Annotated in this window: 25 protein-coding genes; 18 read left to right on the plus strand and 7 right to left on the minus strand. The window is 61.4% G+C overall.

From position 1 onward, the window contains the following. Positions 1 to 3: 3 nt before the first annotated feature. The gene (locus JMV15_RS15305; RefSeq protein ID WP_014719438.1) at positions 4 to 864 is read right to left on the minus strand and encodes a DMT family transporter; all 861 of its coding nucleotides are present in this window, start codon (positions 862 to 864) and stop codon (positions 4 to 6) included. 419 nt (positions 865 to 1283) lie between these two features. Here JMV15_RS15305 and JMV15_RS15310 point away from each other — a divergent pair, with 419 nt between their 5' ends. Together JMV15_RS15310 and JMV15_RS15315 are read left to right on the plus strand one after the other, a co-directional pair. Next, positions 1284 to 2075, plus strand: a complete 792-nt coding sequence (locus JMV15_RS15310) for a CPBP family intramembrane glutamic endopeptidase (RefSeq protein ID WP_019820478.1) — start codon at positions 1284 to 1286, stop codon at positions 2073 to 2075. 108 nt (positions 2076 to 2183) lie between these two features. Beyond that, positions 2184 to 3749, plus strand: coding sequence for a methyl-accepting chemotaxis protein (locus tag JMV15_RS15315; protein ID WP_014719440.1), 1566 nt, complete (start codon positions 2184 to 2186; stop codon positions 3747 to 3749). A 102-nt stretch (positions 3750 to 3851) separates the two neighbouring features. Here JMV15_RS15315 and JMV15_RS15320 read toward each other — a convergent pair whose 3' ends face one another. After that, a complete protein-coding gene (locus tag JMV15_RS15320; protein ID WP_014719441.1) occupies positions 3852 to 4544 on the minus strand; it encodes an alpha/beta family hydrolase in 693 nt (230 codons plus the stop codon). A gap of 79 nt (positions 4545 to 4623) precedes the next feature. Between JMV15_RS15320 and ccoN (JMV15_RS15325) the strand changes: the two genes are divergently transcribed. From ccoN (JMV15_RS15325) to hemN, 14 genes are all read left to right on the plus strand, one after another. Continuing rightward, positions 4624 to 6048, plus strand: coding sequence for a cytochrome-c oxidase, cbb3-type subunit I (ccoN, locus tag JMV15_RS15325; protein ID WP_019820482.1), 1425 nt, complete (start codon positions 4624 to 4626; stop codon positions 6046 to 6048). 10 nt (positions 6049 to 6058) lie between these two features. After that, positions 6059 to 6667, plus strand: a complete 609-nt coding sequence (gene ccoO / locus JMV15_RS15330; RefSeq protein ID WP_003193159.1) for a cytochrome-c oxidase, cbb3-type subunit II — start codon at positions 6059 to 6061, stop codon at positions 6665 to 6667. Positions 6668 to 6670: 3 nt separating this feature from the next. Further along, positions 6671 to 6871, plus strand: coding sequence for a cbb3-type cytochrome oxidase subunit 3 (locus JMV15_RS15335; RefSeq protein ID WP_003193161.1), 201 nt, complete (start codon positions 6671 to 6673; stop codon positions 6869 to 6871). Then, complete coding sequence (gene ccoP / locus JMV15_RS15340) at positions 6868 to 7815, plus strand: cytochrome-c oxidase, cbb3-type subunit III (protein WP_014719442.1); 948 nt, start codon at positions 6868 to 6870, stop codon at positions 7813 to 7815. Before JMV15_RS15335 ends, ccoP (JMV15_RS15340) begins: the two co-directional genes overlap by 4 nt. Before the next feature lie 353 nt (positions 7816 to 8168). After that, a complete protein-coding gene (gene ccoN / locus JMV15_RS15345; protein ID WP_014719443.1) occupies positions 8169 to 9611 on the plus strand; it encodes a cytochrome-c oxidase, cbb3-type subunit I in 1443 nt (480 codons plus the stop codon). Beyond that, positions 9611 to 10219 carry a cytochrome-c oxidase, cbb3-type subunit II gene (ccoO, locus tag JMV15_RS15350; protein WP_003193167.1) on the plus strand — a complete coding sequence of 203 codons (609 nt, stop codon included), beginning with the start codon at positions 9611 to 9613 and terminating at the stop codon, positions 10217 to 10219. The genes ccoN (JMV15_RS15345) and ccoO (JMV15_RS15350) overlap by 1 nt, the downstream gene beginning before the upstream one ends. A 5-nt stretch (positions 10220 to 10224) precedes the next feature. Then, entirely contained in the window at positions 10225 to 10410 is a 186-nt protein-coding gene (locus JMV15_RS15355) for a CcoQ/FixQ family Cbb3-type cytochrome c oxidase assembly chaperone (RefSeq protein WP_003193169.1), read from the plus strand. Next, the gene (gene ccoP, locus JMV15_RS15360) at positions 10407 to 11384 is read left to right on the plus strand and encodes a cytochrome-c oxidase, cbb3-type subunit III (RefSeq protein WP_014719444.1); all 978 of its coding nucleotides are present in this window, start codon (positions 10407 to 10409) and stop codon (positions 11382 to 11384) included. The genes JMV15_RS15355 and ccoP (JMV15_RS15360) overlap by 4 nt, the downstream gene beginning before the upstream one ends. A 429-nt stretch (positions 11385 to 11813) precedes the next feature. Beyond that, entirely contained in the window at positions 11814 to 13217 is a 1404-nt protein-coding gene (gene ccoG / locus JMV15_RS15365; RefSeq protein WP_019820489.1) for a cytochrome c oxidase accessory protein CcoG, read from the plus strand. A 14-nt stretch (positions 13218 to 13231) separates the two neighbouring features. Continuing rightward, positions 13232 to 13771 carry a FixH family protein gene (locus tag JMV15_RS15370; RefSeq protein WP_014719446.1) on the plus strand — a complete coding sequence of 180 codons (540 nt, stop codon included), beginning with the start codon at positions 13232 to 13234 and terminating at the stop codon, positions 13769 to 13771. A gap of 125 nt (positions 13772 to 13896) precedes the next feature. Beyond that, positions 13897 to 16347 carry a heavy metal translocating P-type ATPase gene (locus JMV15_RS15375; protein WP_038451108.1) on the plus strand — a complete coding sequence of 817 codons (2451 nt, stop codon included), beginning with the start codon at positions 13897 to 13899 and terminating at the stop codon, positions 16345 to 16347. 22 nt (positions 16348 to 16369) lie between these two features. Beyond that, positions 16370 to 16582: a cbb3-type cytochrome oxidase assembly protein CcoS gene (gene ccoS, locus JMV15_RS15380; RefSeq protein WP_014719448.1), complete on the plus strand. Its 213-nt coding sequence runs from the start codon at positions 16370 to 16372 to the stop codon at positions 16580 to 16582. Further along, positions 16575 to 17258 carry a sulfite exporter TauE/SafE family protein gene (locus JMV15_RS15385; RefSeq protein WP_038451110.1) on the plus strand — a complete coding sequence of 228 codons (684 nt, stop codon included), beginning with the start codon at positions 16575 to 16577 and terminating at the stop codon, positions 17256 to 17258. Before ccoS ends, JMV15_RS15385 begins: the two co-directional genes overlap by 8 nt. A 103-nt stretch (positions 17259 to 17361) precedes the next feature. Further along, entirely contained in the window at positions 17362 to 18744 is a 1383-nt protein-coding gene (gene hemN, locus JMV15_RS15390) for an oxygen-independent coproporphyrinogen III oxidase (protein ID WP_019820495.1), read from the plus strand. A gap of 6 nt (positions 18745 to 18750) precedes the next feature. On the opposite strand, the gene JMV15_RS15395 is transcribed toward hemN, so the two are convergent. Continuing rightward, on the minus strand, positions 18751 to 19212 hold the full coding sequence (locus JMV15_RS15395) for a hypothetical protein (RefSeq protein ID WP_014719451.1): 462 nt from the start codon (positions 19210 to 19212) through the stop codon (positions 18751 to 18753). 155 nt (positions 19213 to 19367) lie between these two features. Between JMV15_RS15395 and fnr the strand changes: the two genes are divergently transcribed. Further along, positions 19368 to 20102, plus strand: a complete 735-nt coding sequence (gene fnr / locus JMV15_RS15400; protein WP_005790290.1) for a fumarate/nitrate reduction transcriptional regulator Fnr — start codon at positions 19368 to 19370, stop codon at positions 20100 to 20102. A 76-nt stretch (positions 20103 to 20178) separates the two neighbouring features. Next, a complete protein-coding gene (locus JMV15_RS15405) occupies positions 20179 to 20727 on the plus strand; it encodes an adenine phosphoribosyltransferase (RefSeq protein ID WP_003193191.1) in 549 nt (182 codons plus the stop codon). Between the two features lie 109 nt (positions 20728 to 20836). Here the strand turns inward: JMV15_RS15405 and JMV15_RS15410 are convergent, their stop codons facing one another. The 4 genes from JMV15_RS15410 to JMV15_RS15425 all read right to left on the minus strand — a co-directional run bounded on the left by JMV15_RS15410 (position 20837) and on the right by JMV15_RS15425 (position 24378). Further along, positions 20837 to 21985 (minus strand): acyl-CoA dehydrogenase family protein, encoded by a 1149-nt coding sequence (locus JMV15_RS15410; RefSeq protein WP_201491720.1) that lies wholly within the window; start codon positions 21983 to 21985, stop codon positions 20837 to 20839. A gap of 211 nt (positions 21986 to 22196) precedes the next feature. Then, on the minus strand, positions 22197 to 22799 hold the full coding sequence (gene recR / locus JMV15_RS15415) for a recombination mediator RecR (RefSeq protein WP_014719453.1): 603 nt from the start codon (positions 22797 to 22799) through the stop codon (positions 22197 to 22199). A gap of 66 nt (positions 22800 to 22865) precedes the next feature. Next, a complete protein-coding gene (locus JMV15_RS15420) occupies positions 22866 to 23900 on the minus strand; it encodes an NADP-dependent oxidoreductase (protein ID WP_003193196.1) in 1035 nt (344 codons plus the stop codon). A 139-nt stretch (positions 23901 to 24039) separates the two neighbouring features. Then, entirely contained in the window at positions 24040 to 24378 is a 339-nt protein-coding gene (locus JMV15_RS15425) for a YbaB/EbfC family nucleoid-associated protein (RefSeq protein ID WP_003193199.1), read from the minus strand. Positions 24379 to 24417: the final 39 nt, after the last annotated feature.

Genomic DNA, 24417 nt, shown 5'->3' on the forward strand with positions numbered 1-24417 from the left:
GGTTTATTGCTTACGGAATACAAACACCAAGCCGACGATGATCAACGCCATTCCCAGCACGCTCAACAAGGCCAGGCGATTACCGAAGATCAGGTAGTCCATCACCGCCGTCACTGCTGGCACCAGGTAGAACAGGCTGGTGACATTCACCAGGTTGCCCCGAGCGATCAGGCGGTACAGCAACAACGTCGCCAGCACGGACACCACCAGCCCCATCCACAGGACCGGCAGGTAAAAACGCGCACTGTGTTCAAAGTGGAACGGCTGGAACGGCACGAACACCGCGCACAGTAGCAACCCGGCCAGGTATTGCAGTGGCAGCGTGCCCAAGGGGTTGTCGGTGATGCGCTTTTGCATGATAGAGCCAAACGTCATGCTCGCCAGCGCCAGCAGCCCGAACACCATCCCGGCCAGAGACATGCCCGCCAACCCGATGCCCTGGTACACCACCATGATCAAGCCCGCCAACCCCAACCCCAGGCCGAACAACCGGCGCCAGGAGCGTTGGCGCTCCATCAGTACCACGGTAAGGATCGGCTGCACGCCCATGATGGTCGCCATCACCCCGGGGGTGACGTTGAGGTCCAGGGCCAGCAGATAGAAAATCTGGTAGGCCCCCAGCAAAACCAGGCCCGTCGCCGCCGCATACAGCAAGGGTTTGCCGGGACGAGGCAGCTTCAACTTGAGGATGGGTACCAACACCACCAACCCCATCAGGGCGATGGCAAAGCGGATCAGCAGAAAGGCAAAGGGCGAAGCATGGGCCAAGCCCAACTTGGAGAAGATCGCCCCGCTGCTCCACAGCAGGACAAACACGCTCGTCGAGGCCGCCGCGGCCACGGATTGTTTCGAAAGCACAGACATGGTTACCACCTGTTATCAGGCTAAAAAGCCGACTCAGTAAAAACTGAATTTCAGTAGGTTTTTTTCAGGCAGGCACGGGGCAACAGCGAATCGCTGATCAGCCCGAAATGCCAACACCCGGCGGTGATACGACTGCGTACACCGGCGTGCTACTGACAGGTGGGGGGTAGTGACTGATCTGCGCAGGCTGCTTGCCACGGCACGGCACGACCACAGCGTTGACCGCTGAATCGACTACCGCTATGCGCTGGGAAGCTGGCATGTGCTGATCTTTTTGAAGGGATAAAGACGCGATGACTATAACCAGCCGCAAATACATTTTGCAATCCTTTCCCCTCACCCTGTGGGTGGAGGAGTTTTCATGCCGTCCAGGCAGACCGCTCGCTATAATGCCGCCCAGTTTTTTTCAAGGATTTCACATGATTGCTTTGCCCTGGCTGTACCTCACCCTACTTTCCATTGGCTATGTCGTGGCTTTGATCTACGGCCAACTGGGCGTACTGGCGGCGGTCTCCATCGCACTGTTGCTGGTGGCCGGGTATGCCGTACGCCAGCAACGCAACCCTTGGGCACGCTACCTTGGCCACGGCTTGTTTATTGTCCTGGCCCTGGGCCTGGCGATGCACTGGCTACCGGGCTTCTATAACGGCCGCGGTATTGCGCCCCAGCGATTTACTCCGGACTCCGTGCCCTTCTCGATGTACCTGAACCAGGACAAACCCCTGATCGGCTTCTGGCTGTTGCTGGCCTGCCCGTGGATTGTGGCGCGGCGCTCATTGCGCCTGTCGATCTGCGTCACAGCCATGGCCCTGACTCTGGCCGCTATCGCCGCCTTGGGTGGCGCGGCCCTGCTGGGGATGATCAGTTGGGCGCCCAAGTGGCCGGACGAGGCGTGGCTGTGGGTGTTGAACAACCTGCTGCTGGTGACGTTGGTCGAAGAAGCGCTGTTTCGCGGGTATATCCAGGGCGGCCTGAGCCAACGCTTCAAACACCTGCCCTATGGCGAGAACCTCGCGCTGCTGCTGGCCTCGCTGTTATTCGGCCTGGTGCATTTTGCTGCGGGTTGGCAGTGGATGTTGCTGGCGGGTATTGCGGGCGTGGGCTACGGCCTGGCGTATCGGTTCGGCGGGCTAGGCGCGGCGATTGCCACGCATTTTGGCTTGAATCTGCTGCACTTCGGGTTGTTTACCTACCCGATGCTCGCCGGCTAAGCCTGCCTTCTACAGAGGCAACGCTGTTCGCAGGATTGTTGCAAAAATAAGTTAAATAAATGCCCCGCATGGCCGATACCCCCTGAAAGCCTTGCGGATTGAACAATCATGCGTAATAACCAACCCGTTACCCAGCGCGAACGTACCTTCCCCGCTCAGCAACGGTTGATCTCCACCACAGATGCCAAGGGTGTGATTACCTACTGCAACGACGCCTTTGTCGAAATCAGTGGGTTCACCCGCGAAGAACTGGTGCGCGCGCCACACAACCTGGTGCGTCACCCGGATGTGCCGCCGGCCGTGTTCGCGCATATGTGGTCCACGCTCAAACAAGGCTTGCCATGGATGGGCATTGTCAAGAATCGCTGCAAGACCGGTGACCACTATTGGGTTAACGCCTATGTGACGCCGGTCTTCGACGGTAACCAGGTGATCGGCTACGAATCGGTGCGCATCAAGCCCACCGCCGAGCAGATCCGCCGGGCCGAGGCGCTCTATCAACGCATCAACCAAGGCAAGTCGGCCGTCCCCCAACGGGACAAGTGGCTGCCGGTGTTGCAGGACTGGCTGCCGTTTATCCTGGTCAGCCAGTTAAGCTTCATGATCGGCGCCACCCTCACCTCCCAATGGGGCTTTGCCCTGGCAGCGGCGCTGTCGGTGCCGTTGGGCCTGCTGGGCTTGAGCTGGCAACAGCGCGGTCTCAAGCGTTTGCTGCGCCTGGCCGAACAGACCACGTCCGACCCGTTGATCGCGCAGATGTACACCGACAGCCGTGGCGCACAAGCGCGCCTGGAAATGTCGATCCTCAGCCAGGAAGCGCGTCTGAAGACCTGTCTTACCCGCCTGCAGGACACCGCCGAGCACCTCAACGACCAGGCCGCGCAATCCAACACCCTGGCGCACAACAGCTCCAGCGGCCTGGAACGCCAGCGCGTGGAAACCGAACAGGTGGCCACTGCGGTAAACCAGATGGCGGCGACCACCCAAGAAGTGGCCAGCCACGTGCAGCGCACCGCCGACGCCACCCAGGAAGCCAACCGCCTGACCGGCCGCGGCCGCGATATCGCCGGGGAAACCCGCGAGGCGATTCAGCGTCTTTCGGCAGCCGTTGGAGAGACCGGCGTGACCGTCACGCAACTGGCCAAAGACAGCGATGAAATCGGCGGCGTGGTTGATGTGATCAAAGGCATTGCCGACCAGACCAACCTGCTGGCACTTAACGCCGCTATCGAAGCCGCGCGTGCCGGTGAGATGGGCCGTGGTTTTGCAGTGGTCGCCGATGAAGTGCGCCAACTGGCGCAGCGTACGGCCGAATCCACCGGGCAGATCCATACCCTGATCGCCAAGCTGCAACACACCGCGGCTGCGGCCGTGCAAACCATGGACGCCGGGCACCGCCAGGCCGAAGAAGGTGTGGCACGGGTGATGGAAGCAGACCAGGCCTTGGTGGGTATCAGTGAGGCGGTGGCCAATATCACCGACATGACCACCCAGATCGCAGCCGCAACCGAGGAGCAAAGTGCGGTGGCCGAGGAGATCAGCCGCAACATCAGCACCATTGCGCTGTTGGCGGACCAGACCTCGGAGCAGGCGATGAACTCGGCGCAACTGAGTGAAGAGTTGACGCATACCGCCAATACCCAGTATTCGCTGGTAGAGCGTTTTAACCGATAAACTGCTATCGCAGGCAAGCCAGCTCCCACACTGGACGGTATTCACCGATAGAAATAGGTGAACCCAGCCCAATGTGGGAGGGGGCTTGCCCCCGATAGGGCGCTAACAGGTCCGGAGAAACTCAGCCACCTGCACCGCCGCCGCCTCCAAGTGCTGCTCATGGCTAAACCCCGAAGCCTTCAGCGGCTTCAAGTCATGGTCCCCCGCCGCCAACCACATCACCTCAATGCTCTCTGACAAGTCATAACTCTGCACCGCCGCACGATTGCCCAAGGCATCGCGCTCGCCCTGCGCAATCAAGGTGGGCGTCGTAAGCGCAGCCAAGTGCTCCACCCGGGGTTTCTCTGGCTTGCCCACCGCATAGAACGGATAGCCCAGGCACACCAACCCATCGGCGCCCAGTTCATCGGCCAGTAAACTGGCCATCCGCCCGCCCATGGACTTGCCACCCATCGCCAGTTTCCCAGCGACATGACGTCGCACCTCGGCATACACCTCGCGCCAGCACTCCAGCAGTTTCGGCGCCGGATTCGGGGGGCGTTTGCCGCCGTCCACGCGACGCTGGGCCATGTACGGAAACTCGAAGCGCAACACGCTCACGCCATGCCCGGCAAGGCGTGCGGCCATATCGTTCATGAACGCCGAGTCCATCGGTGCGCCAGCGCCGTGGGCCAGGATCAGCGTGACCGGCTCACCCGACGTCGCGCCGGTGGCGACATCCCACAACCAGCCATGTTCCCGTACACACTGCGCCCATTGATCCCCGTCAATACTGGCCTTGTGCTCTTTGCCCATGCTTGCCTCGCTTTTTAGTCTGCCTATAACTCCAGCCCAAGTGCCGCACTTGCTTGGGTTGAACCGTGGATGGGGAACCATGAACACTACTTTAAGTACCGCCTATAACTACAAGGTGGTCCGCCAATTCGCCATTATGACGGTGGTGTGGGGCATCGTCGGCATGGGGCTCGGGGTTTTTCTCGCTGCCCAATTGGTTTGGCCTGCGCTCAACTTCGATTTGCCTTGGACCAGCTTCGGTCGCCTGCGCCCTTTGCACACCAACGCGGTGATCTTCGCGTTCGGTGGCTGTGCGCTGTTCGCCAGCTCCTTTTACTCGGTGCAACGCACCTGCCAGACGCAGCTGTTCGCGCCGAGAGTCGCCGCGTTCTGCTTCTGGGGCTGGCAGCTTGTGATCCTGCTGGCCGCGATCAGCCTGCCACTGGGCTACACCAGCTCCAAAGAATACGCCGAGCTGGAATGGCCGATCGACATCCTGATCACCATCGTCTGGGTCGCCTACGCCATCGTGTTCTTCGGCACGATCATGAAGCGCAAGACCAAGCATATCTATGTGGGCAACTGGTTCTTCGGCGCGTTCATCATCACAGTGGCCATCTTGCATATCGTCAATAACCTGGAAATCCCGGTCAGCCTGACCAAGTCCTACTCGCTGTACGGCGGTGCGACGGATGCCATGGTGCAGTGGTGGTATGGGCACAACGCGGTAGGCTTTTTCCTGACTGCGGGTTTCCTCGGCATGATGTACTACTTCGTGCCCAAGCAGGCCGAACGCCCGGTGTATTCCTATCGCTTGTCGATTGTGCACTTCTGGGCGCTGATCACCCTGTACATCTGGGCCGGCCCTCACCACTTGCACTACACCGCCTTGCCGGACTGGGCGCAGTCCCTGGGCATGGTGATGTCACTGGTGCTGCTGGCGCCAAGCTGGGGCGGCATGATCAACGGCATGATGACCCTCTCGGGTGCCTGGCATAAGTTGCGCAGCGACCCGATCCTGCGCTTCCTCGTCGTCTCCCTGGCCTTCTACGGCATGTCGACCTTCGAAGGCCCGATGATGGCGATCAAGACCGTCAACGCCCTCTCCCACTACACCGACTGGACCATCGGCCACGTACACGCCGGGGCGCTGGGCTGGGTGGCGATGATCTCCATCGGCGCGCTGTACCACATGATCCCGAAAATCTTCGGTCGCGAGCAGATGTACAGCCTCGGCCTGATCAACGCGCATTTCTGGCTGGCCACCATCGGCACCGTGCTCTACATCGCGTCGATGTGGGTCAACGGCATCGCCCAGGGCCTGATGTGGCGTGCGGTCAACGAAGACGGCACCCTCACCTACTCCTTCGTCGAAACTCTGGTGGCCAGCCACCCTGGCTTCATCGTGCGTTTGGTGGGCGGTGCGATCTTCCTCAGCGGCATGTTCCTGATGGCTTACAACACATGGCGCACCGTGCGTTCGGCGCAACCTGCCGAAGTCACCGCTGCCGCGCAGATGGCCTGAGGAGTCGATGATGAAACACGAAACGATTGAAAAGAACGTCGGCCTGTTGATGCTGCTGATGGTGCTCGCCGTGAGCATCGGCGGCCTGACCCAGATCGTCCCGCTGTTCTTCCAGGACGTGACCAACAAGCCGGTCGAAGGCATGAAGCCCTACACCGCGCTGCAACTGGAAGGCCGCGACATCTACATCCGCGAAGGCTGCGTACAGTGCCACTCGCAGATGATCCGCCCGTTCCGCGCCGAGACCGAGCGCTACGGCCACTACTCGGTGGCTGGCGAAAGCGTGTGGGACCACCCGTTCCTGTGGGGTTCCAAGCGTACCGGCCCGGACCTGGCCCGCGTCGGCGCACGCTACTCGGACGACTGGCACCGCGCGCACTTGTACAACCCGCGCAACGTGGTGCCGGAGTCGAAAATGCCGGCCTACCCATGGCTGGTCACCGCCGCCGTCGACAGCAGCCACACCGAGACCAAGTTGAAAGTGATGCGCACCCTCGGCGTGCCGTACACCGACGACGACATCAACGGCGCCGTCGCCAGCCTCAAGGGCAAGACCGAGATGGACGCGCTGGTTTCCTACCTGCAAGTGCTCGGCACTGCCATCAAGAGCAAGAGGTGAGCCATGGGATTTGAATTCGATGCGGGCACCATCCGCGGCCTTGGCACACTGGTGGTCGCCATCGCCTTTATCGGCCTGTCGCTGTGGGTGTTCAACAACCGCCGCAACGCGGAATTCGAGCAGGCGCGCCTGCTGCCGTTTGCCGATGAACCTTCCCCACCCGACGCTCAAGCAGAGCCAGCCACAAGGAGCACTCGGCCATGACTACGTTCTGGAGTACATGGATCTGCGTATTGACCCTGGGCAGCCTCATCGGCCTGACCTGGCTGTTGGTCGGCACTCGCAAGGGCGAGACCAAGGGCAGCGTCGACCAGACCATGGGCCACGCCTTCGACGGTATCGAGGAATACGACAACCCGCTGCCCCAGTGGTGGTTCATGTTGTTCGCCGGCACCCTGGTGTTTGCCGTCGGCTACCTGATCCTCTACCCGGGCCTGGGCAACTGGAAAGGTGTACTGCCGGGCTATGAGGACGGCTGGACCCAGACCAAGGAATGGGACAAGGAAATGGCCAAGGCCGACGCCAGGTTCGGGCCGATCTTCGCCAAGTTCGCGGCCATGCCGGTAGAAGAAGTGGCCAAGGACCCGCAAGCGCTGAAGATGGGCGGTCGCCTGTTCGCCTCCAACTGCGCGGTATGCCACGGCTCGGACGCCAAGGGCGCCTATGGCTTCCCCAACCTGGCGGACAGCAACTGGCGCTGGGGCGGTTCGGCCGAGGCCATCAAGGCCACCATCCTGAACGGTCGCCACGCGGCGATGCCGGCCTGGGGTGAAGTGCTGGGCGAGGACGGGGTGAAAAACGTCGCCGCTTACGTGCGCCACGACCTGGCCAAGTTGCCGTTGCCCGCCGACAACACCGCCGACCTGGCAGCCGGCCAAGCCGCCTTCAGCACCACCTGCGTGGCGTGTCATGGTCCGCAAGGTCACGGCGTGGAAGCCATGGGCGCGCCCAACCTGACCGAGCCTGCCGGGTTTATCTACGGCACCAGCCTGGCACAGTTGCAGCAGACCATCCGCCATGGTCGCCAGGGCCAGATGCCGGCCCAGGACGTGCTGCAAGGCAATGACAAGGTGCACCTGCTGGCGGCTTACGTGTACAGCCTGTCCCATAACGCTGATGGTGCAACGCCAGATAGCCAACCGCAGTAAAAGCCTTATCTGTGGCGAGGGAGCTTGCTCCCTCGCCACAGGCACAAGTCGCGACCAAGTGTCGCACCCCTTCCAAACCCAACTTTCCCCTCCTCCTATTCGGGTCTACGCTTGTTCCCACAGTGGAGCAATTCTGGCGTAGGCGACGGTATTCGTTGCGCCCCCTAAAATTCCTGTCCACTTGATCAGCTTTCTATTTCGGTATTTATCCTTACACCAAACATGGAAAGGGCGCAGAATCTGGCGTGGAACGCATTGATACAGGTCAGCCATTGCGTTGCAATGGCCCCTCGGTTTCTACATACTTGCGGCCGATTTTACCTATAAAAAAACCTAAACCGTGGAACCTTAGAATGAGCACAGCAATCAGTCCGACTGCTTATAACTATAAGGTAGTCCGCCAGTTCGCCATCATGACGGTGGTCTGGGGGATCCTTGGCATGGGGCTCGGGGTGTTCATCGCCTCGCAACTGGTTTGGCCGCAATTGAATTTCGACCTGCCCTGGACGACCTTCGGCCGCCTGCGCCCGCTGCATACCAACCTGGTGATCTTCGCCTTCGGCGGATGTGCACTGTTTGCCACCTCCTACTATGTCGTGCAGCGCACCTGCCAGACGCGACTGATTTCCGATGGTCTTGCCGCCTTCACCTTCTGGGGCTGGCAGGCGGTCATCGTCGGCGCCATCATCAGCCTGCCCCTGGGCTACACCACCACCAAGGAATACGCTGAGCTGGAATGGCCGATCGCCATTTTGCTTGCCATTGTGTGGGTGACCTACGGCCTGGTGTTCTTCGGCACCATCGTCAAGCGCAAGACCAAGCACATCTACGTAGGCAACTGGTTCTACGGGGCCTTTATCGTGGTCACGGCGATGCTGCACATCGTCAACCACGCCTCCCTGCCGGTGAACCTGTTCAAGTCCTATTCGGCCTATTCCGGCGCAACGGACGCGATGATCCAGTGGTGGTACGGCCACAACGCCGTAGGCTTCTTCCTCACCACCGGTTTCCTGGGGATGATGTACTACTTCGTGCCCAAGCAGGCCGAGCGTCCGATCTACTCTTATCGCCTGTCCATCGTGCACTTCTGGGCGCTGATCACCCTGTACATCTGGGCCGGCCCTCACCACTTGCACTACACCGCCTTGCCGGATTGGGCACAGTCCCTGGGCATGGCGATGTCGATCATCCTGCTGGCGCCAAGCTGGGGCGGCATGATCAACGGCATGATGACCCTCTCGGGCGCCTGGCATAAGCTGCGCACCGACCCGATCCTGCGGTTTTTGGTGGTGTCCCTGGCGTTCTACGGCATGTCGACCTTCGAAGGGCCGATGATGGCAATCAAGACCGTCAACTCGCTGTCCCACTACACCGACTGGACCATCGGCCACGTACATGCCGGCGCTCTGGGCTGGGTAGCGATGATCTCCATCGGCGCGCTGTACCACATGATCCCCAAACTGTTCGGCCGCGTGCAGATGCACAGCGTCGGGCTGATCAACGCGCACTTCTGGCTGGCCACTATTGGCACCGTGCTCTACATCGCCTCGATGTGGGTCAACGGCATCACCCAGGGCCTGATGTGGCGTGCGATCAACGATGACGGCACCCTCACCTATTCCTTCGTCGAAGCGCTGCAAGCCAGCCACCCGGGCTTTATCGTACGTGCCCTGGGCGGTGCGTTCTTTGCCAGTGGCATGTTGTTGATGGCCTACAACGTCTGGCGCACCGTGCGTGCCAGCGACCCTGTAGAAGCCGAAGCCGCCGCCAAGATCGCCGTTGTGGGAGCTCACTGATGAAGCATGAAGTCGTCGAGAAGAACATCGGCCTGCTGGCCTTCTTCATGGTCATCGCCGTGAGCATTGGCGGCCTGACCCAAATCGTCCCACTGTTTTTCCAGGACGTGACCAACAAGCCGGTCGAAGGTATGAAGCCGCGCACCGCCCTTGAACTGGAAGGCCGCGACGTCTACATCGCCAACGGTTGCGTGGGCTGCCACTCGCAGATGATCCGCCCCTTCCGCGCCGAAACCGAACGCTACGGCCACTACTCGGTCGCCGGTGAAAGCGTGTGGGACCACCCGTTCCTGTGGGGTTCCAAGCGCACCGGCCCGGACCTGGCCCGTGTGGGCGGGCGTTACTCCGATGACTGGCAGCGTGCGCACCTGTACAACCCGCGCAACGTCGTGCCTGAGTCGAAAATGCCGGCGTACCCGTTCCTCGTGGAAAACAAGCTCGACGGCAAGGACACCGCGAAGAAGATGGAAGTCTTGCGCACCCTGGGCGTGCCCTACACCGACGAAGACATCGCCGGTGCGGCCGCCGCCGTGAAGGGCAAGACCGAAATGGACGCATTGGTGGCCTACCTGCAAGGCCTTGGCACCATCATCAAAAGCAAACGGTGACCTACATGGATATCGGGATGATTCGTGGCCTGGGCACCGTTGTGGTGATGGTGGCCTTTATCGGCCTGGCGTTGTGGGTGTTCAGCCCACGGCGCAAGTCGGAGTTTGACGACGCGACCATGCTGCCCTTCGCAGATGACCCCGAAGCCATCAAGCACGTCGAGCAAGCTTCTAGGAGTAACAAAGAATGACTACGTTCTGGAGTCTGTACGTCACAGTCCTCAGTCTGGGTACCATCTTCGCCCTGACCTGGCTGCTGCTGTCGACCCGCAAGGGCCAGCGCACCGAGCAGACGGACGAGACCGTCGGCCACTCGTTCGACGGCATCGAGGAGTACGACAACCCGCTGCCCAAGTGGTGGTTCATGCTGTTTGTCGGCACCATCGTCTTCGCCCTTGGTTACCTGGTGCTCTACCCTGGCCTCGGCAACTGGAAGGGCCTGCTGCCAGGCTACAACTACCTCGACAACGACAAGCAAACCCCGTTCGCCAACGGCCAGACCGGCTGGACCGGCGTGCACGAGTGGGAAAAGGAAATGGCCAGGTCGGAGGCCAAGTTCGGGCCGATCTTCGCCAAATTCGCGTCGATGCCGATTGAAGAAGTCGCCAAGGACCCGCAAGCCTTGAAGATGGGCGGCCGCCTGTTCGCCTCCAACTGCTCGGTGTGCCACGGCTCCGACGCCAAAGGCGCCTACGGCTTCCCCAACCTGACCGACGCCGACTGGCGCTGGGGCGGTGAACCCAACACCATCAAGGAAACCATCATGAAGGGCCGCCACGCGGTGATGCCGGGCTGGGCCGAAGTCATCGGTGAGCAAGGCGTGGCTGACGTAGCAGGCTTTGTGGTGACCCAACTCGATGGCCGCAAACTGCCGGAAGGCGCCAAGGCCGATGTGGCCAACGGTGAGAAACTCTTCGCCGCCAACTGCGTGGCCTGCCACGGCCCGGCTGGTAAAGGCACCCCAGCCATGGGCGCGCCCGACCTGACGCATCCGGGTGCGTTCATCTACGGTTCAAGCTTCGCGCAACTGCAGCAGACCATCCGTTATGGCCGCCAGGGCCAGATGCCGGCGCAGGAGCAGTTGCAGGGCAATGACAAAGTGCACTTGCTTGCGGCGTATGTGTATAGCTTGTCTCATGGGGATAAGAAGGCTGAGGAGCAGTAAAGTTAGCTGAGCACGCCATGGCCTCGCCACTGAGAGAGCGGCGGGGTCATTTCTTGAAAAGCTTAGATCCGGGGTGGGAGCTGGCGTGCCTGCGAAAGCGCTCTGTCCGTCACAAATAGGCTGACCGGCCCATCGCTTTCGCAGGCAAGCCAGCTCCCACATTTGTCCTCCTGCACATTCAAGACCGGGCCTGTTGACGGGATGGCCTTGAGACCTGCCGCGTCACCACAACCACAAAAACCGACCATACTTGCCAAGTCAATTGATCCAGGTCACGTACACCATCAATTGATTTCCCCCAACGCGACCAAAGGTCGCACCCTTTGCGCACCATCGGGGGCGTATCATTAGGCCACTGCAACACCCTTAATTTGACCCCGGCTGGCACGTACTGGCCGAGGCAAATCTCCACCGCCGTGGGATGCAATGATGAGCGACCAGATACCGGTACATGACGTTACCCCGCCTGCCAAAACCGTCGACCTCTACGCTTCGCGTGAGAAGATTTACACCCGCGCCTTCACTGGCTTGTTCCGCAATCTGCGCATGGTCGGCGGTGCCGCTCTGTTTCTGCTGTACTTCGGCACCGTGTGGCTGAACTGGGGCGGTCACCAGGCGGTATGGTGGAACCTGCCGGAGCGTAAATTCTTTATTTTTGGTGCAACGTTCTGGCCTCAGGATTTCATCCTGCTGTCGGGCATTCTTATTGTCGCGGCCTTTGGCCTGTTCTTTATCACCGTATACGCCGGGCGCGTGTGGTGCGGCTATACCTGCCCGCAAAGCGTGTGGACATGGATCTTCATGTGGTGCGAAAAGGTCACCGAAGGCGACCGCAACCAGCGCATCAAGCTCGACAAGGCGCCCATGAGCGCCAACAAATTCCTGCGCAAATTCAGCAAGCACAGCCTGTGGCTGCTGATCGGCTTTGCCACCGGCCTCACTTTTGTCGGCTACTTTTCACCGATCCGTGAACTGGTATTCGATTTCTTCACCGGCCAGGCCGATGGCTGGTCGTATTTCTGGGTGGGTTTCTTCACCCTCGCCACCTACGGCAACGCCGGCTGGCTGCGTGAGCAGGTGTGCATCTACATGTGCCCCTATGCGCGCTTCCAGAGCGTGATGTTCGACAAAGACACCTTGATCGTGTCCTATGACCCCCGCCGTGGCGAAGTGCGTGGCCCACGTAAAAAGGGTACCGACTACAAGGCCCAGGGCCTGGGCGACTGCATCGACTGCACGATGTGCGTGCAGGTGTGCCCTACCGGTATCGATATCCGCGACGGGCTGCAAATCGAGTGCATCGGTTGCGCCGCCTGTATTGATGCCTGCGACAACATCATGGACAAGATGGAGTACCCACGCGGCCTGATCAGCTACACCACCGAACACAACCTGTCGGGGCAGAAAACCCATAAGCTGCGCCCGCGCCTGATCGGTTACGCCCTGGTGTTGCTGGCGATGATCAGCCTGTTGGTGGCCGCCTTCTTCATGCGCTCGCTGGTGGGTTTCGACGTCAGCAAGGACCGCGTGCTGTACCGTGAAAACGCCGAAGGACGCATCGAAAACGTCTACAGCCTGAAGATCATGAACAAAGACCAGCGCGACCACACCTACGTGCTCGACGCCGCTGGCCTGCCAGACCTCAAGCTGCAAGGCCGACGTGAAATCAAAGTGGCCGCGGGCGATATCGTCAGCATGCCGGTGGAGTTGTCGAGTGCGCCGGAGCAGTTGCCGTCGAGCACCAACGAGGTGACCTTCATCCTCAAGGACGCCGATGACACCAGCGTCCATATTGAAGCCAAGAGCCGATTCATCGGCCCACAAGTTCGTTAACAGGGAACACACGCATGCCTGCAACTACTGCCGCCAGCCCTTGGTACAAACACCTCTGGCCCTGGATCATCATCGCGATTCTGGCCTGCTCAGTGACCCTGACCTTGTCCATGGTGACCATCGCAGTGAACAACCCGGACAACCTGGTCAACGACAACTACTACGAGGCCGGCAAAGGCATCAACCGCTCCCTGGACCGCGAACGCCTGGCCCAGACCCTGCAACTGCGCGGCAAGCTGCACCTGGACGAACTGACCGGCGAGGTCGAGCTGCAACTGACTGGCTACAGCAATCCAAATACTCTGGAGCTGAACCTGATCTCCCCGACCCAGCCAGAGAAGGATCGCAAGATCAACCTCACCCGCAGCGACAGCGAGCCCGGTCGCTACATCGGCCAGGTCACCGACAAGGTCGAAGGTCGCCGTTTCGTGGAACTGCTTGGCGTGGAGGGCGGCAACACCTGGCGCCTGTTCGAAGAAGAAGAGGTCAGCCACGACAAGGACTTGCTGCTGGGTGACGAACCGTTGCAGGGCGCCGAGGACCTGAAGAAGTAGACGATGATCGTTCCCACGCTCTGCGTGGTAACGCCTTGCTGGACGCTCTGCGTCTGCTTTGTGACGCAGAACGTCACAGGCAACATTCCCACGCAAAGCGTGGGAACGATCTACGGAACTGAGCAATGACCCAACCCACCCCCTGCTACCACTGCGCCCTACCCGTCCCCTCCGGCAGTCGGTTCACCGCCCAGATCCTCGGCGAACGCCGTGAACTCTGCTGCCCGGGCTGCCAGGCCGTGGCCGAGGCGATAGTGGCCGGCGGGCTGGAAAGCTATTACCAACACCGCAGCGAAGCCTCGGCCAACCCCGAGGCGCTGCCCGTGCAGTTGGTGGACGAGCTGGCGCTGTACGACCGCGCCGATGTGCAAAAACCCTTTGTACGCCATCAGGGCGAGCTGGCCGAAACCACCCTGCTGATGGAAGGCATCAGTTGCGCCGCCTGCGGCTGGTTGATCGAGAAACACCTGCGCAGCCTGCCTGCCGTGGCCGAAGCGCGACTGAACCTGTCCAACCACCGGCTGCACGTGCGCTGGGCCGATGGGCAATTGCCGTTGAGCCAACTGCTCAGCGAGCTGCGCCATATCGGTTACGCCGCCCACCCTTACCAGGCCGACCGCGCAGCCGAACAATTGGCCAGCGAGAATCGACTGGCCCTGCGACAACTGGGAGTCGCCGGCTTGCTGTGGTTCCAGGCCATGATGGCAACCATGGCCACTTGGCCGGAATTCAATATCGACCTGAGCCCGGAATTGCACGTCATCCTGCGCTGGGTTGCGATGTTTCTGACAACGCCCATCGTGTTCTACAGCTGCGCACCGTTCTTCAAAGGCGCCCTGCGTGACTTGCGCACACGCCACCTGACCATGGACGTCTCGGTGTCGCTGGCGATTGGCGGCGCGTACCTGGCCGGCATCTGGACCGCGATCACTGGCGTAGGCGAGTTGTATTTCGATGCCGTGGGCATGTTTGCCCTGTTCCTGCTGGCCGGGCGCTACCTTGAGCGCCGCGCCCGGGAGCGCACTGCCGCAGCCACCGCCCAACTGGTCAACCTGTTGCCCGCCTCCTGCCTGCGCCTCAAAGACGATGGCCAGAGCGAGCGCATCCTGCTTAGCGAATTGGCGCTGGGTGATCGCGTGCTGGTACACCCCGGCTCCGTACTGCCGGCGGATGGCGTGATTCTCGACGGCCAATCCAGCATCGATGAATCCCTGCTGACCGGCGAGTACCTGCCGCAACCTCGGCGCACGGGCGACAACGTCACGGCCGGCACGCTGAATGTCGAAGGCGCGCTGACCGTTCAGGTGCGCGCCCTGGGGCATGACACGCGCTTGTCCGCCATCGTGCGCCTACTGGAGCGCGCCCAGGCCGAGAAGCCGCGCCTGGCGCAGATCGCCGACCGCGCTGCACAGTGGTTCCTGTTGTGCTCGCTGATCGCCGCTGCGCTGATCGGCCTGCTGTGGTGGGAGCTGGACCCGTCCCGGGCGTTCTGGATTGTACTGGCGATGCTGGTGGCGACCTGTCCGTGCGCCCTCTCGCTGGCCACGCCCACCGCGCTCACCGCCGCCACTGGCACCTTGCACAGCCTTGGGTTGCTGCTGACTCGCGGCCATGTGCTCGAGGGCCTGAACCAGGTTGATACGGTGATTTTCGACAAGACCGGCACCCTCACCGAAGGGCGCCTGGCGTTGCGCGCCATTCGGCCCTTGAGTGCGCTGGACGGCGACCAGTGCCTGGGCCTTGCCGCCGCCCTGGAGAACCGTTCCGAACACCCGATTGCCCGTGCCTTCGGCCGTGCGCCGCTGGCCGCCGATGAAGTGCTGAGCACCCCAGGCCTGGGCCTGGAAGGTCGTGTGGGCGAACGTTTGTTGCGCATCGGCCAGCCGGGTTTTGTCTGTGAACTCAGTGGCTGTGCGATTCCCGCCTCACCGGACGAAGCCGGGCAATGGCTGCTGCTGGGCGACCGCAGCGGGGCGCTGGCCTGGTTCGTACTGGATGACCGCCTGCGCAGCGACGCACCTGCCTTGCTGGCCGCATGCAAGGCGCGGGGCTGGCGCACGCTGTTGCTCTCCGGCGACAGTTCGCCGATGGTGGCCAGTGTCGCCTCTGAGCTGGGTATCGACGAAGCCCACGGCAGCCTGCGCCCTGACGACAAGCTGAAGGTACTGCAAAACCTGCACAAAGAAGGTCGCAAAGTGCTGATGCTGGGCGATGGAGTCAATGATGTGCCGGTGCTGGCCGCCGCTGATATCAGCGTGGCGATGGGCTCGGCCACGGACCTGGCGAAAACCAGCGCCGATGCGGTGCTGTTGTCCAACCGCCTGGATGCGCTGGTGCAGGCCTTCAGCCTGGCGCGGCGCACTCGCCGAGTGATCATCGAGAACCTGTTGTGGGCCGGGTTGTACAATGGGCTTATGCTGCCGTTTGCGGCCCTGGGTTGGATCACTCCGATCTGGGCGGCGATCGGCATGTCCCTCAGTTCGTTGACCGTGGTGCTCAACGCGTTGCGCCTCACTCGCCTGCCGAGCGCGCAAGCCTCGGGCACCGCCCCAGTAACCCGCTCGCTGCCGGCCTGAGCCGCGTGGGCATGGAGTACAGATGCCAGCTCTCTATGTAATGATTCCGGCGGCACTGCTGTTAGTGGGCGTGGCCATCTACATCTTCTTCTGGGCCGTGGACAGCGGCCAGTACGAAGACCTCGATGGCCCGGCCCACAGCGTGCTGTTCGACGACCAGGACCCGAACCACCTGGCCGCCATCGATGAAGCCAACAACCCTGAGCAAGCGCCCAAAGAGCCGCCCCATGCTTGAGCTGGCGCCCTTGCTGGTCTCGGCGCTGATCCTAGGCCTGCTTGGCGGCGGCCATTGCCTGGGCATGTGCGGCGGACTGATGGGCGCGCTGACCCTGGCGATCCCCAAGGAACAGCGCAGCCGCCGTTTTCGCCTGCTGCTGGCATACAACCTGGGGCGCATCCTCAGCTATGCCACCGCCGGTTTATTGATCGGCCTGGCCGGTTGGGCGGTGGCCAACAGCCCCGCGGTGATGTTCATGCGAGTGCTTGCCGGGCTGCTGCTGATCTGCATGGGCCTGTACCTGGCCGGCTGGTGGAGCGGCCTCACCCGTATCGAAAGCCTGGGACGCGGCCTGTGGCGGCATCTGCAGCCGGTCGCCAACCGTTTGCTGCCGGTGTCCAGCCTGCCCCGTGCCTTGCTGCTAGGCGCGCTGTGGGGCTGGTTGCCGTGCGGGCTCGTCTACAGCACCCTGCTATGGGCGGCGAGCCAGGGCAATGCACTGGACAGCGCCTTGCTGATGCTGGCGTTCGGGCTGGGCACCTGGCCGGTGCTACTGGCCACCGGGCTGGCCGCCGAACGGGTGACGGCGTTATTGCGCAAGCGCAGCGTGCGGGTGACCGGTGGGGTGCTGGTGATGATCTTCGGCCTCTGGACCTTGCCCGGCCCCCATCAGCACTGGCTAATGGGGCATTAGCAGGCCCTGTGGCATAGCGCCGCTCCCCGTTGATGCAAATCAAGATGCCTGCACCGCCCTGCCCCTAGACTCGGCCCACTAGCCAATCCGGGGGACCGCCCGCATGCTCGACGCCATTCGTTGGGACACAGATCTGATTCACCGCTACGACTTGGCGGGACCGCGCTACACGTCCTACCCCACCGCCGTACAATTTGACAGCCAGGTCGGCACCTTCGACCTGCTCCACGCCCTGCGTGACAGCCGCAAGGCCGTAAGGCCACTGTCGCTGTATGTGCATGTGCCGTTCTGCGCCAACATTTGTTACTACTGCGCCTGCAACAAGGTGATCACCAAGGACCGTGGCCGCGCCCAGGCCTACCTGCAGCGCCTGGAGCAGGAAATCCAGCTGGTGGCCTGCCACCTCGACCCGCAGCAGCCCGTGGAGCAACTGCATTTGGGCGGCGGTACGCCCACGTTTCTCAGCCACGATGAACTGCGCCAGGTGATGAAATGCCTGCGCCAGCATTTCAATTTGCTGGATGACGATTCGGGCGACTACGGCATCGAAATCGACCCACGCGAAGCCGACTGGGCCACCATGGGCCTGCTACGCGAACTGGGCTTTAACCGCGTGAGCATCGGCCTGCAAGACCTCGACCCCGAGGTGCAACGGGCGGTCAACCGCCTGCAAAGCCTGGAAGAAACCCGCGCCGTGATCGATGCAGCGCGCACCTTGCAATTTCGCTCGATCAATATCGACCTGATCTACGGCCTGCCCAAGCAGTCGCCGTTGAACTTTGCGCGCACCGTGGAAGAAGTCATCCGCTTACAGCCTGACCGCCTGTCCGTGTTCAACTACGCGCACCTGCCGGAACGCTTCATGCCCCAACGGCGGATCAACACTGACGAGCTGCCCTCACCAGCGGAAAAACTGCTGATGCTGCAAACCACCATCGAACAACTGACCCAAGCCGGTTACCGCTACATCGGCATGGACCACTTTGCCCTGCCGGACGACGAATTGGCCGTCGCCCAGGAAGAAGGCAAACTGCAGCGCAACTTCCAGGGTTACACCACCCACGGGCACTGCGACTTGATTGGGCTGGGGGTGTCAGCGATCAGTCAGATCGGCGACCTGTATTGCCAGAACAGCAGTGATCTGAACCAGTACCAGAATGCCTTGGCGGGTGCGCAATTGGCGACCAGCCGCGGCCTGGTCTGCACTACGGACGACCGGTTGCGACGGGCTGTAATCCAGCAGTTGATCTGCAATTTCAGCCTGGCATTCGAGGGGATCGAACAGGCGTACAACATCGATTTTCGCGGCTATTTTGCCGAGTTATGGCCGCAGCTGGAAACGATGGCCGCCGACGGCCTGATCGCGTTGGACGCCCAGGGCATTCGTGTGCTCCCGGCCGGGCGCTTGCTGGTGCGTTCAGTGTGCATGGTGTTCGATGCCTACCTGGAGCACCAGAACAGGCAACGATTTTCGCGGGTCATCTAGACGTACTTACTTCATGGCCAGGCTGGCAGCCTTGACTGCATCACCGGCACTCATGTCTTTCATCGCCTTGGTCAGGGACGCCTGGGCGCTGGTCAAGCTGGCTTGCAGTGCGCTCAACGCTGACTGCAGCCCGGAGAGTCGGGCACGGGCCTGTTCTGGGCTGAGATTTCTGTCGGCCATTACCGCAGCCATCTCGGCTTGTTTCTCGGCAATCTGCTTTTTGATCTCACGAATCATCTTGAGCAGATTCTTGACGTTGTCCGCCAGGCCGCTGTCGTCGATGTCACTGTTTGTGGCTTTTTCCGCCGCAGCAGCTTTCATCGCGGCGCCGGAGATGGTCACCGAAACGGCAGGCTTGGCTTCGTCGGTCGTCGGGATCGCGGCAACATCCGGTTCGGCAGCTTTCTTGGGTTCGGGCAGTGCCTGGATCTGAGTGCGCGAAGCGAGTTGAGCAGTGAGGGCTAACATGGTCTGAGCCGCCGTATTTGTAGTCGATAGCAGTACTATCGGCGGTTTTAGCCAAATCTTTATATACCGGTCGGTTTTTTGTACACGCTGGCCTCCGTGCCCCCCAGTGCGTTACCCTTACGTCTTATGTGTGTTTTCCCACAAGGATTTAAGAAATGTCCGAGCCAGTCAAACTGCGCGCTCACAGCCAGGCCCATTGCAAGGATTGCAGCCTGGCTCCCCTCTGCCTGCCACTTTCATTGAATCTGGAAGACATGGATGCGCTGGACGACATCGTCAAACGCGGCCGCCCGCTGAAAAAAGGCGAGTTTCTGTTTCGCCAGGGCGACAAGTTTGATTCCGTCTATGCAGTACGCTCTGGCGCGTTGAAGACCTTCAGCCTCAGCGACGGCGGCGAAGAGCAAATCACCGGTTTCCACCTGCCAAGCGAGTTGGTCGGGCTGTCGGGGATGGACACCGAGATTCACCCGGTGTCGGCCCAGGCCCTGGAAACCACCTCGGTGTGCGAAATCCCATTCGAGCGCCTGGATGAACTGGCCCTGCAACTGCCGCAATTGCGCCGCCAATTGATGCGCGTGATGAGCCGCGAGATTCGTGACGACCAGCAAATGATGCTGCTGCTGTCGAAGAAAACCGCCGATGAGCGCATTGCCACCTTCCTGGTCAACCTGTCGGCGCGCTTTCGCGCCCGTGGGTTCTCGGCCAACCAGTTCCGCCTGAGCATGTCGCGCAATGAGATCGGTAATTACCTGGGCCTGGCGGTTGAGACCGTGTCCCGCGTGTTTACTCGTTTCCAGCAGAACCAGTTGATCGCCGCCGAGGGCAAAGAGGTGCATATCCTCGACCCGATCCAGCTGTGTGCATTGGCTGGCGGTTCCCTGGAGGTCTGATCCAGGCTGCGGCCGCGCCAATCGGCGAGGCCGCAGGTATACTTCGAGTCCGTTTTCCGCTCTGGACTCCTCGACGATGACTTTTGATTCGTTCGACATCAAATCCCTGATTCGCCCCGTCATCGACTTCCCCAAGCCTGGGGTGATCTTCCGTGACATCACGCCGCTGTTCCAATCGCCCCGCGCCCTGCGCCTGGTGGCCGACAGCTTTGCCCAACGCTATGTCGAAGCCGACTTCACCCATATCGGTGCGATGGATGCCCGTGGCTTCCTGATCGGCTCGATCATCGCCTACCAGCTCAACAAGCCGCTCATCCTGTTTCGCAAGCAAGGCAAGCTGCCGGCGGACGTGCTGGCCGAGGGTTACCAGACCGAGTACGGCGAAGCCTTCCTGGAAGTGCACGCCGACAGCCTGTGCGAAGGCGATTCGGTGCTGATGTTCGATGACCTGATCGCCACCGGCGGCACCCTGATTGCTGCAGCGAACCTGGTGCGGCGCATGGGGGCAAAGATTTTTGAGGCTGCAGCGATTATTGATTTGCCAGAGCTGGGTGGCTCGCAGCGCTTGGCAGACATGGGGATTCCGACGTTTTGCCTGACGCAATTTGGGCTGACTGAGAGATAAGGGTCGTCAGTACTGCCGTCATCGCGGGCAAGCCCAGCTCCCACCTTGGAATGCATTCCCCTGTGGGAGCTGGGCTTGCCCGCGATGAGGCCCGAAAGAACACCCCGGTTTACAACCCCATCTGCTTACTGATGATTTCATTCATCACTTCGCGCGTCCCGCCACCAATCGACAGAATCCGGTTATCGCGATAAAGCCGTTCCACCAGGCTGCCACGCATATACCCCTGCCCCCCCAATATTTGCACCGCGTCATACGTCACCCGATCAGCGGTATCGGTGGCCAGGTTCTTGGCCATGGAAATCTCTTTGATCACGCTCTTGCCAGCGGCCATCTTCGCGGCCTGACGATAGGTGAACTCGCGGGAAACCTCCACGGCGGTAGCCATTTCCGCCAGGCGATGCTTGAGCACCTGGAATTTGCCGATGGGTTTGCCGAATGCTTCGCGCTGGGCGGCCCACTGGAGGCTTTCCTCCAAGGCCAGTTGCGCGGTCATGTTGGCCATGAGGGCCAAGGCCAGGCGCTCGCTCTGGAAGTTGCCCATGATGCAGGCAAAGCCCATGTTCTCGACACCGATGAGATTGCCCACAGGCACGCGGCAATCGTCGAAGAACAACTCGGCGGTGTCCGACGCCCACCAGCCCATCTTCTTCAGCGGCTGGCCGACGGTGAAACCCGGGATGCCTTTTTCGATCAGCAGCAGGCTGATACCGCCAAAGCCCGGCCCACCTGTGCGCACGGCCACGGTGTAGAAATCAGCGCGAATGCCGCTGGTGATAAAGGTCTTGGCGCCGCTCACGCGGTAATGCTCGCCTTCACGTACGGCGCGGGTTTGCAGGTCGGCTACATCCGAGCCGCCGCTGGGCTCGGTGACCGCCAGGGCGATGATCTTCTCGCCGGCGAGCACCAGAGGCGCTATGCGCTCACGCACGTCGGGCCGGGCCCATTTGACGATGGGCGGCAGGCCAATATCCAGGGAGCCGAGCCCGGCCACCACGCCACCGGAGCCGCAGCGCATCAGCTCTTCGCTGGCGGCGACCTTGGCGAACAGATCGCCTTCGTGGCTGCCACCCAGCGCCTCGGGGTAGCCGATGCCCAGAACGCCCGCCGCACCGGCCTTGAGGTAAAGCTCGCGGGGAAAACTTTCCGCTTCCTCCCATTGCTCGATGCCGGGCAACATCTCGCGTTCGACGAAGCGGCGCACGCTGTCGCGGACCAATTGGCGGCTGGGATCGAAGTATTCCTGAAAGGCAGACATCGGCAAGCTCCATGGCGGGATGGAGCGAACTTACCAAGCGCTTGCTTGGTTATCAAGCCGAATACATTTTTTACCGTCACACAAAACCAATGTGGGAGCCGGGCTTGCCCGCGATGCAGACGCCTCGGTTTTTCAGGTACACCGTGGTGATGCTATCGCAGCGATGCGGCGACCCGACAAGCCAGCTCCCACATTGGGACTGCAGTGGGTTTTAAAGCGCGATCGGCTTTCGGCCTGCGAACGAGTGCGCCAGGGTGCCGCCGTCCACCAATTCCAGCTCGCCACCCAACGGTACGCCATGGGCGATCCGTGAAGTAATCAAACCTTTATTGGTCAGCAACTGAGCGATGTAGTGCGCCGTGGCTTCACCTTCCACCGTCGGGTTGGTCGCCAGGATCACTTCAGTAAAGGTGCCCTGCTCTTCGATTCGCGCCACCAGTTGTGGAATACCGATGGCTTCCGGCCCCAGGCCATCGAGCGGCGACAGGTGGCCCTTGAGCACGAAGTAACGCCCGCGGTAACCGGTCTGCTCCACGGCGTACACATCCATCGGCCCTTCCACCACGCACAGCAACGTGTCGTCGCGACGCGGGTCGGCGCATTGCGGGCAGAGTTCTTCTTCGGTAAGGGTGCGGCACTGGCGGCAATGGCCCACACCTTCCATGGCCTGGCTCAGGGCCTGGGCCAGGCGAGTGCCGCCGCTGCGATCACGCTCCAGCAGTTGCAGCGCCATGCGCTGGGCAGTTTTCTGGCCGACGCCGGGCAAAGTGCGCAAGGCGTCGATCAGTTGGCGAATCAGGGGGCTGAAGCTCATGGGCGAAGGGTCCGACAAAACAACGAGACGCGGTTTATACCCGCGCCCCGGATTAGCGTCAAATACTCAATCCTGCGCGACGCGCACCACCAACTTGCCGAAGTTGCGCCCTTCGAGCAGGCCGATAAAGGCTTCGGGCGCCTGCTCCAGGCCATCGACCACGTCCTCGCGGAACTTGATCTTGCCCTCGCGCACCCAAGGCGCCATAGCGCTGAGGAACTCCGGCTGGCGGTCGCCATAGTCGTCGAACACAATAAAGCCCTGGATACGTACCCGCTTGGTTAGCAAGGTGCGTTGCAGCGCCGGCAAACGGTCAGGGCCGCTGGGCGCTTCATGGGCGTTATAGCCGGCGATCAACCCGCACAGCGGCACGCGCGCCTTGGGGTTGAGCAAAGGCAGCACAGCATCGAAGACTTTACCGCCGACGTTTTCAAAGTAGATGTCCACGCCTTTGAAGCAGGCCAGGGCCAGTTCATGGGCAAAGTCTTCGCTCTTGTGGTCGATACAGGCGTCAAAGCCCAACTCATCCACCACATAGCGGCATTTGTCCGCGCCACCGGCAATGCCCACCACGCGCAAGCCCTTGAGCTTGGCCACCTGGCCCACCACCGACCCCACCGCGCCCGACGCAGCCGCCACCACCAGGGTTTCCCCGGCCTTGGGCTGGCCGATATCCATCAAGCCCATATAGGCCGTCATGCCCGGCATACCCAGTACGCCCAAGGCCATCGACGGACTCGGCAGACCCTTGGGCAGTGGGATCAGGTTATGGCCTTCGCAAATGCAGTGGCTTTGCCAGCCAGTGGCGCCGACCACCAGGTCGCCCACTTCGAATTTCGGGTTACGCGATTGCTCGACACGGCTGACAGCCCCACCGGTCATCACTTCACCGATTTCCACGGGTGCGGCGTAGGACGGCGCGTCACTCATGCGTCCACGCATGTAGGGGTCCAAAGACAGGTACAGGGTCTTGAGCAGCACCTGGCCGTCTGCCAGGTCCGGCAGGCTGACACGTTCCAGGCGAAAGTTTTCCGGCGTGGGTGCGCCTTGAGGGCGTGAGACCAGAACGATGCGTTGGTTGAGCGTCATTTCTTGAGGCATCAGCGGGGCTCCTTTATCGGTGAGTGGTTTCAACGGTATAGGGTGCAGACCATCGGTGAAGGCTTGGGGTTCGATGTTTCGACCGGCGAAAAAAATGCCAGGCACGATGCCTGGCATTTGAGTCTAGCTAAAGCGTGTATCAGAACGGCAGTTTCATGCCCGGTGGCAGTTGCATGCCAGCGGTCACGCCGGACATTTTGTCCTGGCTGTTGGCTTCGATCTTGCGCACAGCGTCGTTGACGGCTGCGGCGAACAGCGCTTCGAGCATTTCCAGGTCATCTTCACCCACGCCCGGCAATACGCTTGGGTCGATGCTGACACGCTTGATGTCGTGACGACCGGTCATCACCACGCTGACCATATCGCCACCGGCTTTACCGGTGACTTCGGCGTTGGCCAGCTCTTCCTGCATCTTGGCCATTTTTTCCTGCATCTGCTGCGCCTGCTTCATCAGGCCGGCCATGCCACCTTTCATCATGGGAATCACCTCAAAAGTACGTGGATCAATGAATAGCCC

The organism is Pseudomonas paracarnis (genome assembly GCF_904063055.1).
Lineage (GTDB): Bacteria > Pseudomonadota > Gammaproteobacteria > Pseudomonadales > Pseudomonadaceae > Aquipseudomonas > Aquipseudomonas paracarnis.

Coding starts and splice junctions, on each gene's coding strand:
- ccoN (WP_014719443.1), top strand. CDS start 8,169: ATGAGCACAGCAATCAGTCCGACTGCTTATAACTATAAGGTAGTCCGC.
- hemN (WP_019820495.1), top strand. CDS start 17,362: ATGCTCGACGCCATTCGTTGGGACACAGATCTGATTCACCGCTACGAC.
- JMV15_RS15420 (WP_003193196.1), bottom strand. CDS start 23,900: ATGCCTCAAGAAATGACGCTCAACCAACGCATCGTTCTGGTCTCACGC.
- ccoO (WP_003193167.1), top strand. CDS start 9,611: ATGAAGCATGAAGTCGTCGAGAAGAACATCGGCCTGCTGGCCTTCTTC.
- ccoO (WP_003193159.1), top strand. CDS start 6,059: ATGAAACACGAAACGATTGAAAAGAACGTCGGCCTGTTGATGCTGCTG.
- JMV15_RS15305 (WP_014719438.1), bottom strand. CDS start 864: ATGTCTGTGCTTTCGAAACAATCCGTGGCCGCGGCGGCCTCGACGAGC.
- ccoN (WP_019820482.1), top strand. CDS start 4,624: ATGAACACTACTTTAAGTACCGCCTATAACTACAAGGTGGTCCGCCAA.
- JMV15_RS15315 (WP_014719440.1), top strand. CDS start 2,184: ATGCGTAATAACCAACCCGTTACCCAGCGCGAACGTACCTTCCCCGCT.
- JMV15_RS15405 (WP_003193191.1), top strand. CDS start 20,179: ATGACTTTTGATTCGTTCGACATCAAATCCCTGATTCGCCCCGTCATC.
- JMV15_RS15425 (WP_003193199.1), bottom strand. CDS start 24,378: ATGATGAAAGGTGGCATGGCCGGCCTGATGAAGCAGGCGCAGCAGATG.
- JMV15_RS15370 (WP_014719446.1), top strand. CDS start 13,232: ATGCCTGCAACTACTGCCGCCAGCCCTTGGTACAAACACCTCTGGCCC.
- ccoS (WP_014719448.1), top strand. CDS start 16,370: ATGCCAGCTCTCTATGTAATGATTCCGGCGGCACTGCTGTTAGTGGGC.
- ccoP (WP_014719444.1), top strand. CDS start 10,407: ATGACTACGTTCTGGAGTCTGTACGTCACAGTCCTCAGTCTGGGTACC.
- JMV15_RS15355 (WP_003193169.1), top strand. CDS start 10,225: ATGGATATCGGGATGATTCGTGGCCTGGGCACCGTTGTGGTGATGGTG.
- JMV15_RS15320 (WP_014719441.1), bottom strand. CDS start 4,544: ATGGGCAAAGAGCACAAGGCCAGTATTGACGGGGATCAATGGGCGCAG.
- recR (WP_014719453.1), bottom strand. CDS start 22,799: ATGAGCTTCAGCCCCCTGATTCGCCAACTGATCGACGCCTTGCGCACT.
- JMV15_RS15385 (WP_038451110.1), top strand. CDS start 16,575: ATGCTTGAGCTGGCGCCCTTGCTGGTCTCGGCGCTGATCCTAGGCCTG.
- JMV15_RS15310 (WP_019820478.1), top strand. CDS start 1,284: ATGATTGCTTTGCCCTGGCTGTACCTCACCCTACTTTCCATTGGCTAT.
- ccoG (WP_019820489.1), top strand. CDS start 11,814: ATGAGCGACCAGATACCGGTACATGACGTTACCCCGCCTGCCAAAACC.
- JMV15_RS15335 (WP_003193161.1), top strand. CDS start 6,671: ATGGGATTTGAATTCGATGCGGGCACCATCCGCGGCCTTGGCACACTG.
- JMV15_RS15375 (WP_038451108.1), top strand. CDS start 13,897: ATGACCCAACCCACCCCCTGCTACCACTGCGCCCTACCCGTCCCCTCC.
- fnr (WP_005790290.1), top strand. CDS start 19,368: ATGTCCGAGCCAGTCAAACTGCGCGCTCACAGCCAGGCCCATTGCAAG.
- JMV15_RS15410 (WP_201491720.1), bottom strand. CDS start 21,985: ATGTCTGCCTTTCAGGAATACTTCGATCCCAGCCGCCAATTGGTCCGC.
- ccoP (WP_014719442.1), top strand. CDS start 6,868: ATGACTACGTTCTGGAGTACATGGATCTGCGTATTGACCCTGGGCAGC.
- JMV15_RS15395 (WP_014719451.1), bottom strand. CDS start 19,212: ATGTTAGCCCTCACTGCTCAACTCGCTTCGCGCACTCAGATCCAGGCA.